Source organism: Enterococcus gallinarum (assembly GCF_021496385.1).
GTDB lineage: Bacteria > Bacillota > Bacilli > Lactobacillales > Enterococcaceae > Enterococcus_D > Enterococcus_D gallinarum.
Genome location: NZ_CP050816.1, coordinates 1197555 through 1214086 on the forward strand (window position 1 = coordinate 1197555; position 16532 = coordinate 1214086).

Consider the following 16532-nt stretch of genomic DNA (forward strand, 5'->3'; position numbering starts at 1 on the left):
AAAAGACAAGGAAGGTGAAATTGTGTTAGAAGCAAAGAATTTAGTGAAAACATTTGGGGACTATCGGGCAGTGGATCAATTGTCCTTTCAAATCAACGATGGCGAGATCATGGGGTTGATCGGTCAAAATGGTGCTGGTAAAACCACGACATTCCGATTGATTCTAGATTTCTTACGGGCTGAACAAGGAGAAGTACTATGGAATGGCCATCAAATCACAGAAAAGGAATACAATTTGATTGGTTATTTGCCAGAAGAACGGGGACTTTACCCTAAAGTAACCATCCAAGATCAACTGATTTATTTTGCACGCTTGCGTGGAAAAAAGAAAGAAGAAATTGAACCTAAGATCGACGAATGGATGGAAAAATTCCAAGTAAAAGGGAAAAAGACAGATAAAGTTAAATCATTATCGAAGGGGAATCAGCAAAAAGTCCAATTGATCGCAACATTGATTCATGAACCTAAATTAGTCATTTTGGATGAACCATTTAGCGGATTGGACCCTGTCAATGCTGAGTTGCTGAAAGATGGCATTATTGAACTAAAAGAAAAAGGGTCTTGTGTCATTTTTTCTAGTCATAACATGGATAATGTTGAGAAAATCTGCGATCATTTGATCATGCTAAGAGATGGTCAAACGGTTCTCAACGGAAAAGTTCATGAGATCCGTGAATCGTTTGGGCGGACAAAAGTCTTCTTGGAATCTTCATTGTCAAAAGAAACCATCCTAGCAGTTGAAGGTGTCGAAAAAGTTCTTCATAAAGAAGATGGGAGTTATGACATTACATTATCGCATCCTGAAGTCGGTCGCACATTGTTTGATTTGGCCACAGCTGATGGCTATATCCCGATGTTTAACCAACAACCGCCGACATTAGAAGAAATCTTTAAGAGAAAGGCGGGAAAAGACAATGAGTAAATTTTGGGTGATCGCGCTCGATGTGTTTAAGAAAAACGTGAAATCGATCTCGTTTTTGATCATGATATTGATTCCATTTATTGCATTGGGCATTATTTATGTGGTAGGAATTTTTACCGATGGAATGAACAGTGCCGATAAAATTGCTGTTTATGCGAATGAACCAGCTATTGCACAAACAATCGCAGCTCAGAAAAATGAAGACTATCAATTTGAAGTGGTGGATTCTGAAGAAGCTGGAAGAAAACAATTAGCGGATGAAAAGGTCGATGCATTCTTGATCGTTACTTCAGAGGCCGACAGTATCAAAGGTGAATTATTGAGTGAATCTTCTATGGGACAAACCACAGAGTTGACGGTTCAGCAATTATTGTCTGGGTTGCAAGCCTCGGGACGTGCCGCAGCACTCGGATTAAATCAGGAGCAAGTGGCTAGTTTAAGTGAGCCAGCAAACTTCAGTAAACAAAAAGTTTCTTTCACCGAAGATGGCAAAATGGAGCTTGGGGAAGACAATAGTTCGATCCAATACATTGTGAGTTATGTCGGAACAATTATTTTATTCATGTTTATTTTGACTTACGCTCAAATCATTGCCCAAGAGATTGCTTCCGAAAAAGGGACCCGGATCATGGAAGTTATTTTGTCCAGTACGAGAGCACAGGTTCACTTTTATGCCAAATTAACCGGTGTAATTATGGTCGCATTAGCTCAGTTATTGGCTTACGCCGGTATCTTTGCTATCAGTTATTATTGGATCAAAGACATTTCAATGGTCAAAGATGTATTAGCCAATTTCTCAATTGATGGATTATTCGGTCCATTCTTGATTTACTCGGTCATCTTTGTCCTATTAGGAATTTTGATTTACTCTGTCCTGTCTGCTTTGTGCGGTTCATTAGTCAATAAAGCAGAGGACACTGCCAAGGCGATCATTCCTGTCACTTACCTTTCTTTAGCCGGTTATATGTTAGGTTTGATTCTAGGCGGTACAGATCCTAACAATATCATTTTGCGGGTCACTTCTTATATCCCGTTTTTATCTTCATTTATCATGCCAGTCCGATTGGCTAACGATACAGTAGGTATCGGAGGCGCGGCAGTCTCTGTAGCCATCTTAGCAGTAAGTACATTGGCATTGATGCTGATCTCAGCAAGAATGTATAAGTCAAACGTACTGATTTATAACGATAACGGCATTTTGGCTTCATTGAAACAATCTTTCGTTTTGATGAAGAATGAAAAATGACCAGCCAACAAATTCTCCGATTAGTTAGGCTTCAATAAAGAAACCGATGAAAAGCTTGTGCTTTCTGATTACCAAATGGTATCCAGAAAACCCTCTGCTTTTCATCGGTTTTTTTCTACGTAGAATTAGGTAAAGTAGCTTTAATGAGTCAAGACCGCCAATTGATCAAGCTAGTATCCAATCAGCCTTTAATTACTAACTATTAAAGCTAAACGAGTCATTTAAACTACTAGTTTCAAATATAACCAAGTCTTTTTTCAATCAGGCATTGCCTCTGCTAGCGAAATCTTTGTTGGCATAATGTCAAAACTGATGAACAAAGTAGTCGAAAATTTGCTGTTCTGAAGCAATCTCTTGTGCGGTTAATTCAGGATGCCATTGGATCCCTAAAATCGGCGCCGCAAAGGCAGAAGTTTCAATGGCTTCTACGATACCGTCAGGGGCCGTTGCGATCACTTGGAAATCTTTTGCAACATCTTTAATGGCTTGATGGTGAAACGAATTCACTTGATAGGTGGTTCCTAATAATTTTCCTAAACGACTGTCAGCAACGATCTCAACGGCATGAGTAGGAAAGCGAAAGGGTGTCGGTGCTTGCACATGCTTGATGGTTGGTTGCTCGACCAATGACAAGTCTTGATAGAGGTTGCCGCCGAAAGCAACATTCAATAGCTGCATGCCACGACAGACACCAAAAATTGGTTTTTCTTGTGCGACAGCTTCTTTGATCAACGCCAATTCAAATGCGTCTCGTTCAGGATGTGTACCTTGGATCAGTGGATGCATCTCTTCGCCATAATAGCGAGGAGTCACATCATGCCCCCCTGCCAAAAGTAATTTATCAATCTGGGCAATATATTGGGCGGCATTTTCGGGAGCTCCCATGGGTAAAATAAGGGGAAGGCCAGAGGCTTGTTGAATCTGTGTCACAAAATTTCTCGGGGTATATGTAATCCAATGGGCTTCCCCATCAATCATCGTTCGTTCGTTGCCAGCAATTCCAATCACTGGTTTCATAAGCATTCTCCTTCCAGCTGTTTTGACAGCAGTAATGAATAAAAAACTGTGACAAAAGGAAAACAAAGGAAGCTATCCGAACTGACTTTTTCCACGAAATTGCGAGGACCTACTAGAGAGTAGATGCAATTTCGTTATCGTTCGGATGTTCCATTTGTTGCTGCACTTAAGTCACAGTACTTTTTTATTTTTCGCGAATCACTTCTATTTTGTAGCCATCTGGGTCTTTCACGAAATAGTAAGAAGGAGAAGTACCAGGCAAGCCTTTTAAGTCAGTAACATCAAAACCAGCTGCTTTATGCTGCTCGTGAAGTTTCTCTAAATCATCGGTACTGATCGCGATATGACCATAGCCGTCACCTAGATCATAGCCGGGATGATCATAGTTATAAGTTAATTCTAATTCATAATCATCTCCTGGTAATGTCAAGTAAACCAACGTAAATTTGTTTTCTGGAAAATCACGACGGCGCGATTCTTCAAAACCGAATGCTTCTTGATAAAATGCAAGTGATGCTTCAAGATCTTTCACTCGCACACAAGTATGTGCCATTTTCATTTGTCATTCATCCTTTCAATTGTGGTAAGCCTATAATAACATAACCCGATTTTTTGTGGTAAGAAAAGTGCACCCCGTCAAGTTGCAGCTTGTCGCCAGTGGCTTCCTAAGGTAGAATGGAAAGAAAGAGATGATGGAGGGAAACATGGGGAACAAGGAGAAAGTGTTTGGGCAAAAAGAGCCGGGGGCTGACTATATTTCACGATTCGGTGCCTATGTCGTGATTCCGAATGAACACCAACAAGTGATTTTGGTCCAAGCGCCAAATGGCGCCTTTTTTTTACCAGGAGGGGAGATTGAACCCGGTGAATCGAAGGAAGAAACGATCAAACGGGAATTGGTCGAAGAAGTAGGATTTGCAGGAAAGATCGCCAGTTATTTAGGGGAGGCGGTTGATTATTTTTACTCGCGACATCGAGAAACGTATTACCATCATCCGGCTTATTTTTATTTAATGACCGATTGGCAAAAAATAGGTGAGCCAACAGAACAACACAACCAACTTTCGTGGCATACACCAGAAGAAGCCATTCATTTATTGAAACGCGGCAGTCATGCCTGGGCAGTGAAACAATGGGTAAATCAAAAAGACAACGATCATGCATAAAGGCAGTGATCGTTGTCTTTTTTACTCTTTTATTTTAGTTCATTTAACACATAGTCATTGATAACTTTAGCTACACCATCTTCTTCATTGGAAGCAGTGATGACGTCGGCCGCTTGTTTGACGTTTTCTGTTGCATTAGCCATTGCAACGCCAAGACCCGCATATTCGACCATCGTTAGATCATTTTCGTTATCACCAATCGCCATGACTTCTGCTTGTGAGATACCTAGTTCCTCAGCTAGCTTCTGAACCGCAGCCCCTTTATGAGCTTTCTTATTCAAGACTTCTAAGAAAAATGGCGCACTTTTGACGATATTGAAACGCTCAGTCAATGAAGTTGGCAATTGTGGAATAATAGCATCGATCAATTCAGGCTCATCGATCATCATCATTTTGATGATATTCAGATCCGCAGTCATTTCTTCCGGTGTACGATATTTCAAAGGCATATTGACCAAAAAGGCTTCATAGACGGTATAAGGACTGATGTCTCGATTCGCTGTGTACATCGTATCTTGGGTTTCCACATGCAAATGAACCCCTAATTTACGGGCAGTCATTTCTACTTCTAAGTATTCTTCATGCGTCAATCCGAATTCAGAAACGATTTCTTTTGTTTTAGTCTTCTGTACGAGAGAACCATTATATGTGATTACGTAGTCCGTTTCTGAAAACAAGTCTAGTTCACTTAATAAATCTTGGACACCTGTTAAGGGGCGTCCAGTACATAAGACGATTCGAACACCCTGTGCCTCCGCAGCTTTTAGTGCTTGGTACACTCCAGGTGTGATTTTTCGATCATTGTTCAGTAACGTGCCATCGATATCGATAGCAATCAGTTTGATGCTCATAACTTCCTCCTAGTTGTTCGTATTGATCAAGGCACCATTGCGAATATGTTTCGCAAACTCTTGATACGTATCCCAAAATAAATCATAGTGATTTTGTAGTGCGGGGTCAATCATTTCTTTTGGGAAATAAAAGCGCTGGTCTCCTTGTGTTTGCCCAGCAAGTGCAGCTACTAGTTGACTAGCCTTGGATAATTCCACTAGGGAGCCGTCTTTTTCTTGCAGTTCGATTTGTGTCCGATGCATGCCAGAAGTTGGGCGATAAAAGTCATAAGGTAAATCGAAACTAGAATTGATTGCTGTGTAATAGTCGGGGTTAAAACCGACTTTTTCGACAAGAGATTGCAGTTCATGAATCAATGGCAATTGAGTGTCTTCTTCAAAACGTGCAGACTTCAGCGGTTTGCGGTTCAAGAATCGTTTGGCTAAGTCACTAAGAATCGGATCATTTTCTTCCGTCCACTGAGTGAAGTACGTATTCAAGACGCCATCGTCTAGTTTTAGGTATTCTTCCAAAGTAAAGTGCTGTTTAAGAAAGGGCAGCAAAAGCTGGGAATGCGATTGGAAAAGTTCTTCATGCTCTTGATACAATTCGGCAGCGCGATTTAGTAAATGTGCCAAGATAACTTCCATTCCCCGAGAACTGGCATGGAAATAGACTTGGACATACATTTGATAGCGGCTGACAATATAATCTTCTACCGCATGCATGCCACTCATAGAAAATGCGATCCCGCCAGCATAGGGACGAATGACTCGCAGAATACGTGTCAAATCAAATGTGCCGTATTCCGTTCCCGTGAAGTATGCATCCCGCAGTAAATAATCCATGCGATCCGCATCGATCTGACTGGAAATCATTTGCACCACTTGTGGGTTTGGGTATGTCTTAGTAATAACACTGGCCACTTTTTCAGGAAAACCTTCTTCCACACGATTGAGGATTTGATAGACTTCTGTTTCTGGGGAAGTAATGATCGCTACAGTGATGGCTTCGTGATCTGTATGAAAAATATGTTCAAAAGTGTGGGAATAAGGGCCATGGCCAACATCATGCAACAAAGCAGCACAAAGCGTGACCAATCGTTCCCGGTCATCCCAGCCATCAGACCCAACTTTTTCAACTGGGAAATTTCGTTGAAACAAATCACAGATGCGGCGGCTAATTTCGTAAACCCCTAACGAATGTGAGAAGCGACTATGTTCAGCACCATGAAAAGTAAACGAAGAAGTTCCTAGTTGTTTGATTCTTCGCAGGCGCTGTACTTCTTTCGAATTGATCAAGTCCAAGATCACTTGATGCTGCACATGCACATAGTTGTGTACAGGATCACGGAATACTTTTTCAATAGCAAGTGTTTGATATTTATATGGGATGCTCATTGTGAACTCTCCTTTATCGGTTGATTTCGTTGATACATACTGGTCATACGAGCCTCTAGTAATGCCGCTTGATCATTTTTTTCAACCCATTCGGATGCAGTCACAGGGCTGAGAGAGGACTTAGTTAGCCGCATCAAGGCCTCTTGCAGTCGTGAGGCAGCTTCTGATACAGAGAAAGAGCGCTGAAGCACATCTTGGAGTGTTGTCATACTGGTAGGTTCAACGGCGGGATAGCCATTAGTACCAAACTGCTCTTTCAAGCTTCTTTGATAAAACGTTCTTACTACTTCTCCTCGATAGTGTTGGTCGCCGTTGACACTAAGGTACATCATGACTGCAATTCCTGCTTTGATCCTGCGCTGGGCAGTCCCTGCGATTTTCTTTCCGTCCATACTCAAGTCAAAGGTACCGGGACAATAAGAGTTTGGGATTTCATAGGCAGCAATTTCTTTTTCGGGAAATGCTTCTCGCATCAAGTCGACCATTCGCTGATAAGCCGCATCTGTAGTAGCAGCTAACGTTTTTGGGAAAATCCACGATACATTCAGAACACCGGCATCGTTGATGACCCCAAGCCCGCCTGAGTTGCGGATGATTGGTTGAAAGCCAGCAGTCGTCAAAGCGGATATTCCTTCGGTGAAATAAGGCACTCGGGTATCTTTCATTCCTAAAATCATAGTATCAGGCAACTGCCAAAAGTGTAAAAATTCCTGATGATGAACGCCTGCATATTCACTCAATACATCGGTCAATGCAAACGGTAAAAAACGATTCTCGGTAGTTTGGGGATCAAATGGCAACATTTGATCAATCATTTCAATGGTCACGGTAGGCTTAGATTCTCCTTCAATAATAAGATCTCCTACTATTATATATGAAGATCATGAAAAAACTTAATCAAAAAGCTAAGAAAACGTTCTATAGTGGATGTTTTAGCTGAAATGATTGACAAAAGAGGGGAAAAAAGGAAAAATGGAACTGAAATCTGCTAAGGAGGCACACTATCATGAGGGAATTGTCACAAGGAATTCCGATTTCGATCCATTTAACGACAAAGGTCGAACAAGCGGGAGAAACACAAGATTTTTTGTTTGATTTACAAGGACAGGCGGTCAAAATCGGCGATACGCTGTATCTGAGATACAAAGAGATTCAGCCAGAAGGAGCCGAAGTACCAGTGACGATGAAAATTATGCCAGATGGCGTGATCCAACTGATTCGCTCGGGAGAAATGCGAACACGCTTGAAATTCGCTTACAAAGAGCGTTTAGAAACAAGTTATCAAACGCCTTACGGCACGATGCATTTCCATACATATACAAGTCACTTACATGTGAGTCTGAAAGATCGTCCTTATTCAGGTAAAGTCGATGTCCATTATGATTTATTTATGATGGAAGACAAAGTGGGAGAATACAAACTTTCTTTGGAGTTTACTGCTTAAATAAATGCAAATTTTGAAAGAATAAATTGCAATTTGCCTCACATTTTTGTATGATTAGGAGTAGACTGTGAAAGGACGTGTCCCGTTTGGAAATTAATGTATTTGAAGGTGTAAATAAAAACGAATTGTCAATGATCGAAGTTGCCCATGCGATTTTAGAGCAACGCGGTGACGTGATGGATTTTTCTGATTTGGTCAACCAAATCCAAAACTATCTAGAAACTTCGGACAGCGAGATTCGTGATTCTTTGGCGCAGTTTTATACAGACTTGAATATCGATGGCAGTTTTATTTCTTTGGGAGACAATCGCTGGGGATTGCGTTCATGGTATGCGATCGACTCAATCGATGAAGAAGTCAACCACGGAATCGATGATGAAGATGAAGATACACCGCGTCGTCGCAAACGTAAGAAAGTGAATGCCTTTATTAGTGACGATGAAGACGCGATCGATTATAACGATGATGACCCAGAGGATACTGATTTGTCTGATGACGATGAAGAGGATCTTTTTGACGATGATGACGATGAGGATGAAGAAATCTCCGCATATAACTCAGATCTGCAAGAAATTGGTGCAGACAATAACGATGATGACGAAGAGGAACTACCGGGGAACATTGAAGAAGATCTAACGATCATCGATGATGATGAAGAAGACGAATTTGATGACGAGGAAGAAGAGGAATAGGCCTCTTCTTTTTTGTGTTTAGCAAAGGCAACAGTGTATGGAAGATGGCAAGAGCTCAATCAAAATAAAAAAAACGGAAGTGCTGTCAGCACTTCCGTGGTTTTTTGAATTATCCCTTGAGATAAAGTATACTATAAATGAAATGAAAAACGCGCCTTGAGGGAATCGAACCCCCGTCTCAAGAACCGGAATCTTACGTGATATCCACTACACTAAAGGCGCGAAGCACAAATAACAGTTTAACCAATTTTCTCAGAAAAAACAAGAGGTAAAATGATGAAATTTCAACAACAATTTTCGCAACAACAAAAACAGACACAAAAGTTGGCGATGACGCAGAAATTACAGCAGTCGATCCAAGTGCTGCAATTTTCATCAGATGAACTGCTTGCTTTCGTAGATAATCAGGCATTAGAGAATCCCCTGATCGATTTAACGGACCATGAATATCCGACGAGTTATACTCAAGGCAGTGGGACATCTGAGCAATTCAATGAATATTTGAATCAGATCCCAAATAGAGGAAGTTCGCTCTTTGAGTATTTGATCGATCAAATCCATTTAAATTACCGAGATACCTTTCTACGCACCGTCGTGTTATTTCTAGTGGAATATATTGATTTGAATGGATTTTTGACCATTGATTTGGTGAAGGCTGGTCAAATGATCGGAGCTTCAGAGATTCAGATGCTCGATGCCTTGACACTGATTCAGCAGTTGGATCCAGCGGGTGTCGGCGCACGAGATCTACGAGAATGCCTCATGCTTCAAACTGAACGGGACGATGCTGCGCCAGAACTCGCCTATATCGTTCTTGAAGAATGGTTCACGGAATTAGCAGAGCGCAAGTGGGACAAAATAGCGAAAAATCTAGCAGTTTCGCTTTCAGAAATTCAGAAGGTGTTTGACTATATCCAAACGTTGACCCCAACACCAGGGGCGGCCTTTGGGTCTACAGATGGTTTGTATATCATCCCGGATTTGCGAGTTACGATTACTGAAGGCCAGCCAGTGGTTACCTCTAATCGACGAGCAATGCCGGAAGTCCGTTTCCAACAACACTATTTTGATCAATTAAAACAAAGTGGCGATGCTGAGGTAAAGAAATATTTAGACAACAAAGCCCAAGAATTTGAATGGCTAAAAAAGACTCTCCAGCAGCGAGGAGATACCATCTATCGAGTGGGAGAAGCGATCGTTCATCATCAGCAAGCCTTTTTTTTACAAGCTGACCGACCATTGAAGCCATTGATCCTCAAAGAAATCGCTGACGAATTAGGTATTCACGAATCGACAGTCAGTCGTGCCGTCAATGGGAAATATTTGGAGACAGAATTTGGTGTTTTTGAACTGAAGTCCTTCTTTGGTCAAAAAGTGTCCACCCAAAGTGGAGAGGATGTCACCACGGAGGCAATCAAGCGGCGTTTGGCAGCTTTGATCAACGAAGAGAATAAGCAGAAGCCGCTTTCTGATCAAAAATTGGCTGATTTGTTAAAAGCGGAAGAAGTGGAAATTTCTCGCCGGACTGTTGCCAAGTATCGTGAGGCTCTTAATATTCCTGGATCTTCTAAACGAAAGCGGTTTGATTGATTTTTCGATACAGTTCTTGTTCTGGCCCAGCTATTGAAGAAAGATTCAACAAGAATGACGGCAAAAAGTCCAATGACCCCACCTCTTTTACATAAGAAGACAGGTAAGCAATTTGGGTTTCATATAATCGTAGCAAAGGCAGGGCTACTTGTGATAAATAGCTCTGCCCGCTTTTCATAGGCGGTCGCTGATCCTTTTGCTCGAGTTTTTCTTTGTTGATTTCTTTTACTAGTTTGAAAGCTATTTTTGGCTGTGATAAGAATCCGCTTTACGATTAAAAAAGTTTGGAGAATCATTTTTTATAATTGAAATAGTTGCATGAGGCGTCCAGAAGTGCTACTATTATTGGTGTAAGAGATGAATTAAATTTTTTTTGGAATAGATGGGTCATTTTAAGTCATTGTAGGACAAAAAAAGTCCAACGGGAGGATGCAAAATGCTCGATGAATTGAAATTGATTGAGGCAATCACCCCGGATATCCTCGCGGTGCTTCAAGAACGTTACCGTATTTTACGGACTATCTATTGGATGCAACCAGTAGGGCGGCGGACATTGTCTGAAAGCTTAGCAATGACGGAACGTGTGTTGAGGTCTGAAACGGATATCCTCAAAAAACTTAAATTGATTGATTCGTCTAAAAGCGGTATGCAATTAACGGCCTATGGCGAAGAAATCTATACAAAAATCGGCAGTTTGATGGATCAATTGTTTGGCATGCATCAAACAGAGAAGCGGTTATCCGAGTACTTCGGGATTGATCGTTGCTTGATTGCCAGCGGTGATGGGGACCGTCAACCGAAAGTGATTGCTGAATTCGGTCAGCTGCTTAATGAGTCGTTAGACTTATTGCTGCCAGATGGTGAGAATACGATCGCTGTGATGGGCGGTACGACAATGGCAAAAGTTGCCGAAGAACTAGGCAATCTTGAAACTGGCAAACGCCATAACTTGTTTGTCCCAGCCAGAGGGGGCATCGGAGAAGCAGTCAATGTTCAGGCAAATTCAGTCGGATCAGTGATGGCGATGCGTACCAATGGTAATTATCGTTCCCTATTTGTACCGGAACAATTAAGCACTAACACCTATGAATTTTTGTTGAAAGAACCAGCGATCCTTGATGTCTTAAACTTGATAAGTCAAGCAAATTGTGTTATTCATAGTATTGGACGAGCACTGCATATGGCAGCTCGAAGAAAGATGTCAGAAAAAGAGATCCTGATGCTGAAACAAAAGAATGCAGTAGCGGAATCCTTCGGTTATTTCTTTAATGAAGCAGGCGAGGTCGTTTATAAGATTCCTCGTATCGGACTGCAGTTGAAGGACTTGCAGAACGTGCCGATCATTTTCGCAATCGCAGGCGGTAAATCAAAAGCCAAAGCGATCAATGCATACATGAAAAATGCACCAAAACAAACATGGCTCATCACAGATGAAGCCTGTGCCAATGAGATTTTAAAAGGGGCAACCCTTTAAAATAAATATTTTTATGATTTTCATAAGGAGGAAATCTTAAATGACAGTTAAAGTAGGTATTAATGGATTTGGACGTATCGGACGCTTAGCATTTCGTCGTATCCAAGAAGTAGAAGGAATCGAAGTTGTGGCTATCAACGACTTAACAGACGCTAAAATGTTAGCACACTTGTTAAAATATGATACAACACAAGGACGTTTCAACGGTACAGTTGAAGTTCATGAAGGATCATTCAACGTGAACGGAAACGAAATCAAAGTTCTAGCAAACCGCAACCCTGAAGAATTGCCTTGGGGCGAATTAGGTGTTGAAATCGTGCTAGAATGTACTGGATTCTTCACTTCTAAATCAGCTGCTGAAAAACATTTAACAGCTGGTGCAAAACGTGTAGTTATCTCAGCTCCTGGCGGAAACGATGTACCAACAATCGTTTACAACACAAACCACGAAACTTTAACAGGTGATGAAACAGTAATTTCTGGTGCTTCATGTACAACTAACTGTTTAGCTCCTATGGCTAAAACATTGAATGACAAATTTGGTGTGATCGAAGGCTTGATGACTACGATCCATGCTTACACAGGTGACCAAATGACTCTAGACGGACCACACCCTAAAGGTGACTTCCGCCGTGCGCGTGCTGCTGCAGCAAACATCGTTCCTAACTCAACTGGTGCTGCTAAAGCTATTGGCTTGGTAATTCCTGAATTGAACGGTAAATTAGACGGAGCTGCTCAACGTGTTCCTGTTGCAACTGGTTCATTAACTGAATTAGTTACAGTTCTTGACAAAGAAGTAACTGTTGACGAAGTAAACGCAGCAATGAAAGAAGCTTCAAACGAATCTTACGGTTACAACACAGACGAAATCGTTTCTTCTGATATCGTTGGTATGACTTACGGTTCACTATTTGATGCAACTCAAACAAAAGTTATGACTGTTGGCGACAAACAATTAGTTAAAACTGTTGCTTGGTATGATAACGAAATGTCATACACTGCACAATTAGTACGTACTTTAGAATACTTCGCTAAATTATAAGATTTGCGTCGTACATTCATTTAAACCATCGCAAGAGAAAGCGGGGAAGCAGCGCGCTTCTCCGCTTTTTTTAACAATTACATTAGGAGGAATCTGTTCATGGCTAAAATGACAGTTCAAGATATCGATTTAAAAGATAAAAAAGTTCTTGTGCGTGTGGATTTCAATGTTCCATTGAAAGACGGTGTGATCGGTGACGACACTCGTATCAAAGCAGCACTTCCAACAATTAATTACGTGATCGAAAATGGCGGAAAAGCAATTCTTTTCTCTCACTTAGGTCGTGTCAAAGAAGAAGCAGATAAAGAAGGCAAATCTTTAGCACCAGTAGCAAAACGTCTAGGCGAATTGTTAGGCAAAGAAGTGACTTTCGTTCCTGAAACACGTGGGGAAAAATTGGAAGCAGCAATCAACAACATGAAAGACGGCGATGTTGTTGTTTTCGAAAACACTCGTTTTGAAGATGTGGACGGCAAAAAAGAAAGCAAAAACGATCCAGAGCTTGGTAAATATTGGGCTTCATTAGGGGATGTTTTTGTCAATGATGCATTTGGTACAGCTCACCGTGCCCATGCTTCAAACGTCGGAATCGCTTCTACAGGAATCCCAACAGTTGCTGGATTCTTAATGGAAAAAGAAATCAAATTTATTGGTGAAGCAGTCGAAGAACCAAAACGTCCAATGGTAGCGATTCTTGGTGGTGCGAAAGTATCTGACAAAATCGGTGTCATTGAAAACTTGATTCCTAAAGCAGACAAGATCTTGATCGGTGGCGGAATGACTTATACATTCTACAAAGCAAAAGGAATGGAAATTGGTAACTCTCTTGTTGAAGCGGATAAAGTTGAGTTGGCAAAAGAATTGATCGAAAAAGCTGGCGATAAACTTGTTTTACCAGTTGACTCAATCACAGCTGCTGAATTTTCAAATGATGTTCCAACAGAAGAACATACTGGTGATGTTCCTGAAGGTCAAATGGGCTTAGACATCGGACCTGAAACAATTGCATTGTTCGCTGAAACATTAAAAGGTGCAAAAACAGTTGTTTGGAACGGACCAATGGGTGTGTTCGAAATGTCAAACTTTGCTAATGGTACCATCGGTGTTTGTGAAGCAATCGCAAACCTTGAAGATGCAACAACAATCATCGGTGGTGGAGATTCAGCTGCAGCTGCAGAACAATTAGGTTTTGCTGATAAATTCACTCACATCTCAACAGGTGGCGGTGCTAGTTTAGAACTTCTAGAAGGTAAAACTCTTCCTGGATTAGCAGCAATCAACGACAAATAATCAAGCAATGACGCGGCTGCGTTGCAATAAGCAGCCGTGACCCTTAAATAACAAAGGAGTGCCAGAAAAATGCGCAAACCAATTATTGCCGGAAACTGGAAAATGAATAAAACTGCGAAAGAAGCAAAAGAATTTGCTGAAGCAGTCAAAACAAAAATTCCTAGCAACGATAAAGTAGATTCTGTTATCGGAGCACCAGCGTTGTTCTTGGAAACATTAGTAACAGCTGCAGAAGGTACAGAATTAAAAATTGCTGCTCAAAACAGCTACTGGGAAAATGAAGGTGCCTTTACAGGAGAAACTTCACCAGCTGCTTTAGCTGACTTAGGTGTTGACTATGTAATCATCGGTCACTCAGAACGCCGTGAATATTTCCATGAAACTGACGAAGACATCAACAAAAAAGCGAAAGCAATTTTCGCAAATGGTATGATCCCAATCCTATGTTGTGGTGAATCTTTAGAAACTTATGAAGCTGGAAAAACAGCTGAATGGATCGAAGGACAAATCACTGCCGGTTTAGAAGGATTGACAGATGGCCAAGTCAGCAATCTAGTCATTGCTTACGAACCAATTTGGGCGATCGGTACAGGTAAATCAGCAGATGCACAAATTGCTGATGAAATCTGTGGTGTTGTACGCCAAACAGTTGAAAAATTATACGGTAAAGAAGTTTCTGATGCTGTACGTATCCAATACGGTGGTTCTGTAAAACCTGAAAATATTGCAGAATACATGGCAAAAGAAAATGTAGATGGAGCATTAGTTGGCGGCGCAAGCTTGCAAGCTGATTCATTCCTAGCATTGTTGGATGCAGTAAAATAATTTCATTCTCATGAAAATATTGTTTGCAGAAAACAGCTTTTTTCACTACAATTAAGATGTTCGCAAGGGAGATTCCCTTAAGATAAAACAAACTCAAAGGAGAGACAAAACATGTCAATTATTACTGATGTTTACGCACGCGAAGTCCTAGACTCACGTGGTAACCCAACTATCGAAGTAGAAGTCTACACAGAATCAGGTGCTTTCGGCCGTGGAATGGTTCCTTCAGGAGCTTCAACAGGTGAACACGAAGCAGTTGAATTACGTGATGGCGACAAAGCTCGTTATGGTGGTAAAGGTGTAACGAAAGCAGTTGACAATGTAAATAACGTCATTGCTGAAGCAATCATCGGCTACGATGTACGTGACCAAATGGCTATCGATAAAGCAATGATCGCTTTAGATGGAACTCCTAACAAAGGCAAATTAGGTGCTAACGCAATTCTTGGTGTTTCTATTGCCGTTGCTCGTGCAGCTGCTGATTATTTAGAAGTACCTTTATACCACTACTTAGGCGGATTCAATACAAAAGTATTGCCAACACCTATGATGAACATCATCAACGGCGGATCTCACTCAGATGCTCCGATCGCTTTCCAAGAATTCATGATCTTGCCTGTAGGCGCACCTACATTCAAAGAAGGTCTACGTTGGGGTGCTGAAGTATTCCATGCATTGAAATCAATCTTATCTAAACGTGGTTTAGAAACATCAGTAGGTGACGAAGGTGGTTTCGCTCCTCGTTTTGAAGGAACTGAAGATGGTGTTGAAACAATCTTAGAAGCTATCAAAGCTGCTGGTTTAGAACCAGGTAAAGACGTTTACCTAGGATTTGACTGTGCTTCTTCTGAATTCTACGAAAATGGCGTGTACGACTACACGAAATTTGAAGGCGAAAACGGTGTGAAACGTACAGCTGCAGAACAAGTTGACTACTTGGAAGAGTTAGTTAACAAATACCCAATCATCACAATCGAAGATGGTATGGATGAAAACGACTGGGATGGTTGGAAACTATTGACTGAACGCCTAGGCGACAAAGTTCAATTAGTTGGTGACGACTTGTTTGTTACAAACACTGAAATCCTTGAAAAAGGAATCAAAAACGGTATCGGTAACTCAATCCTAATCAAAGTAAACCAAATCGGTACATTGACTGAAACATTCAATGCGATCGAAATGGCTAAAGAAGCTGGTTATACTGCCGTTGTTTCTCACCGTTCAGGTGAAACAGAAGATTCAACAATCTCTGATATCGCAGTTGCAACAAATGCTGGCCAAATCAAAACTGGTTCTCTTTCACGTACTGACCGTATTGCTAAATACAACCAATTACTACGTATCGAAGACCAACTTGGTGAAGTTGCTGAATACAAAGGCTTGCAAGCTTTTTACAACTTGAAAAACAAATAATCTTTCGATGATTACATTGCTCTGAAAGAGCAGCGGTTGATTTAACAACCGCTGTGATTTCAGAGCTTTTTTGCTGTCTGGATTAAGTGATTTGAATCAAGACTTATTTTTCTCATGGAACAGAGAGCAGTCTTTTCTTCTTTATTTTCTTTTTCTAAAAAAAGAAATTATAGTTTTGGT

The 16532-nt window shown here is 41.1% G+C and carries 17 protein-coding genes and 1 tRNA gene; 11 read left to right on the plus strand and 7 right to left on the minus strand.

Annotation, left to right across the window (positions count from 1 at the left end; translation table 11 throughout):
• Positions 1 to 22 precede the first annotated feature (22 nt).
• Both HED61_RS05770 and HED61_RS05775 read left to right on the plus strand, forming a co-directional pair.
• The gene (locus HED61_RS05770; protein ID WP_003127547.1) at positions 23 to 922 is read left to right on the plus strand and encodes an ABC transporter ATP-binding protein; all 900 of its coding nucleotides are present in this window, start codon (positions 23 to 25) and stop codon (positions 920 to 922) included.
• Entirely contained in the window at positions 915 to 2168 is a 1254-nt protein-coding gene (locus tag HED61_RS05775) for an ABC transporter permease (RefSeq protein ID WP_219645180.1), read from the plus strand. The genes HED61_RS05770 and HED61_RS05775 overlap by 8 nt, the downstream gene beginning before the upstream one ends.
• Before the next feature lie 303 nt (positions 2169 to 2471).
• Here the strand turns inward: HED61_RS05775 and HED61_RS05780 are convergent, their stop codons facing one another.
• Together HED61_RS05780 and gloA are read right to left on the minus strand one after the other, a co-directional pair.
• Positions 2472 to 3185 (minus strand): gamma-glutamyl-gamma-aminobutyrate hydrolase family protein, encoded by a 714-nt coding sequence (locus HED61_RS05780; protein ID WP_176333187.1) that lies wholly within the window; start codon positions 3183 to 3185, stop codon positions 2472 to 2474.
• 184 nt (positions 3186 to 3369) lie between these two features.
• Positions 3370 to 3744 (minus strand): lactoylglutathione lyase, encoded by a 375-nt coding sequence (gloA, locus tag HED61_RS05785; RefSeq protein ID WP_003127551.1) that lies wholly within the window; start codon positions 3742 to 3744, stop codon positions 3370 to 3372.
• Positions 3745 to 3889: 145 nt separating this feature from the next.
• Between gloA and HED61_RS05790 the strand changes: the two genes are divergently transcribed.
• On the plus strand, positions 3890 to 4351 hold the full coding sequence (locus HED61_RS05790) for an NUDIX hydrolase (protein ID WP_005471806.1): 462 nt from the start codon (positions 3890 to 3892) through the stop codon (positions 4349 to 4351).
• Between the two features lie 29 nt (positions 4352 to 4380).
• On the opposite strand, the gene yidA is transcribed toward HED61_RS05790, so the two are convergent.
• From yidA to HED61_RS05805, 3 genes are read right to left on the minus strand one after another with little or no spacing between them, the layout of a single operon-like run.
• Positions 4381 to 5202 carry a sugar-phosphatase gene (gene yidA / locus HED61_RS05795; RefSeq protein WP_003127553.1) on the minus strand — a complete coding sequence of 274 codons (822 nt, stop codon included), beginning with the start codon at positions 5200 to 5202 and terminating at the stop codon, positions 4381 to 4383.
• 9 nt (positions 5203 to 5211) lie between these two features.
• Positions 5212 to 6582, minus strand: coding sequence for an HD domain-containing protein (locus tag HED61_RS05800; RefSeq protein ID WP_060813523.1), 1371 nt, complete (start codon positions 6580 to 6582; stop codon positions 5212 to 5214).
• On the minus strand, positions 6579 to 7409 hold the full coding sequence (locus HED61_RS05805; RefSeq protein ID WP_176333185.1) for a lipoate--protein ligase family protein: 831 nt from the start codon (positions 7407 to 7409) through the stop codon (positions 6579 to 6581). The genes HED61_RS05800 and HED61_RS05805 overlap by 4 nt, the downstream gene beginning before the upstream one ends.
• Before the next feature lie 179 nt (positions 7410 to 7588).
• On the opposite strand from HED61_RS05805, the gene HED61_RS05810 reads away from it, so the two are divergent.
• Both HED61_RS05810 and rpoE read left to right on the plus strand, forming a co-directional pair.
• Complete coding sequence (locus HED61_RS05810; protein WP_005471808.1) at positions 7589 to 8026, plus strand: DUF1934 domain-containing protein; 438 nt, start codon at positions 7589 to 7591, stop codon at positions 8024 to 8026.
• Positions 8027 to 8112: 86 nt separating this feature from the next.
• The gene (gene rpoE / locus HED61_RS05815) at positions 8113 to 8718 is read left to right on the plus strand and encodes a DNA-directed RNA polymerase subunit delta (RefSeq protein ID WP_005471809.1); all 606 of its coding nucleotides are present in this window, start codon (positions 8113 to 8115) and stop codon (positions 8716 to 8718) included.
• A gap of 150 nt (positions 8719 to 8868) precedes the next feature.
• Here rpoE and HED61_RS05820 read toward each other — a convergent pair.
• A tRNA-Arg gene (locus tag HED61_RS05820) sits at positions 8869 to 8940 on the minus strand.
• A gap of 54 nt (positions 8941 to 8994) precedes the next feature.
• Here HED61_RS05820 and rpoN point away from each other — a divergent pair.
• Positions 8995 to 10308, plus strand: coding sequence for an RNA polymerase factor sigma-54 (rpoN, locus tag HED61_RS05825; RefSeq protein WP_135172101.1), 1314 nt, complete (start codon positions 8995 to 8997; stop codon positions 10306 to 10308).
• On the opposite strand, the gene HED61_RS05830 is transcribed toward rpoN, so the two are convergent.
• Complete coding sequence (locus HED61_RS05830) at positions 10286 to 10486, minus strand: hypothetical protein (RefSeq protein WP_176333183.1); 201 nt, start codon at positions 10484 to 10486, stop codon at positions 10286 to 10288. The two genes, rpoN and HED61_RS05830, sit on opposite strands and share 23 nt — an antisense overlap.
• 258 nt (positions 10487 to 10744) lie before the next feature.
• Between HED61_RS05830 and HED61_RS05835 the strand changes: the two genes are divergently transcribed.
• The 5 genes from HED61_RS05835 (at position 10745) to eno (ending at position 16352) form a co-directional block, all read left to right on the plus strand.
• A complete protein-coding gene (locus HED61_RS05835; RefSeq protein ID WP_003127560.1) occupies positions 10745 to 11782 on the plus strand; it encodes a sugar-binding transcriptional regulator in 1038 nt (345 codons plus the stop codon).
• Between the two features lie 40 nt (positions 11783 to 11822).
• On the plus strand, positions 11823 to 12824 hold the full coding sequence (gene gap, locus HED61_RS05840) for a type I glyceraldehyde-3-phosphate dehydrogenase (RefSeq protein ID WP_003127561.1): 1002 nt from the start codon (positions 11823 to 11825) through the stop codon (positions 12822 to 12824).
• Positions 12825 to 12923: 99 nt separating this feature from the next.
• Entirely contained in the window at positions 12924 to 14114 is a 1191-nt protein-coding gene (locus tag HED61_RS05845) for a phosphoglycerate kinase (RefSeq protein WP_003127563.1), read from the plus strand.
• Positions 14115 to 14183: 69 nt separating this feature from the next.
• Positions 14184 to 14939, plus strand: a complete 756-nt coding sequence (gene tpiA, locus HED61_RS05850) for a triose-phosphate isomerase (protein WP_003127564.1) — start codon at positions 14184 to 14186, stop codon at positions 14937 to 14939.
• 111 nt (positions 14940 to 15050) lie between these two features.
• A complete protein-coding gene (eno, locus tag HED61_RS05855; protein ID WP_003127565.1) occupies positions 15051 to 16352 on the plus strand; it encodes a surface-displayed alpha-enolase in 1302 nt (433 codons plus the stop codon).
• Positions 16353 to 16532 lie beyond the last annotated feature (180 nt).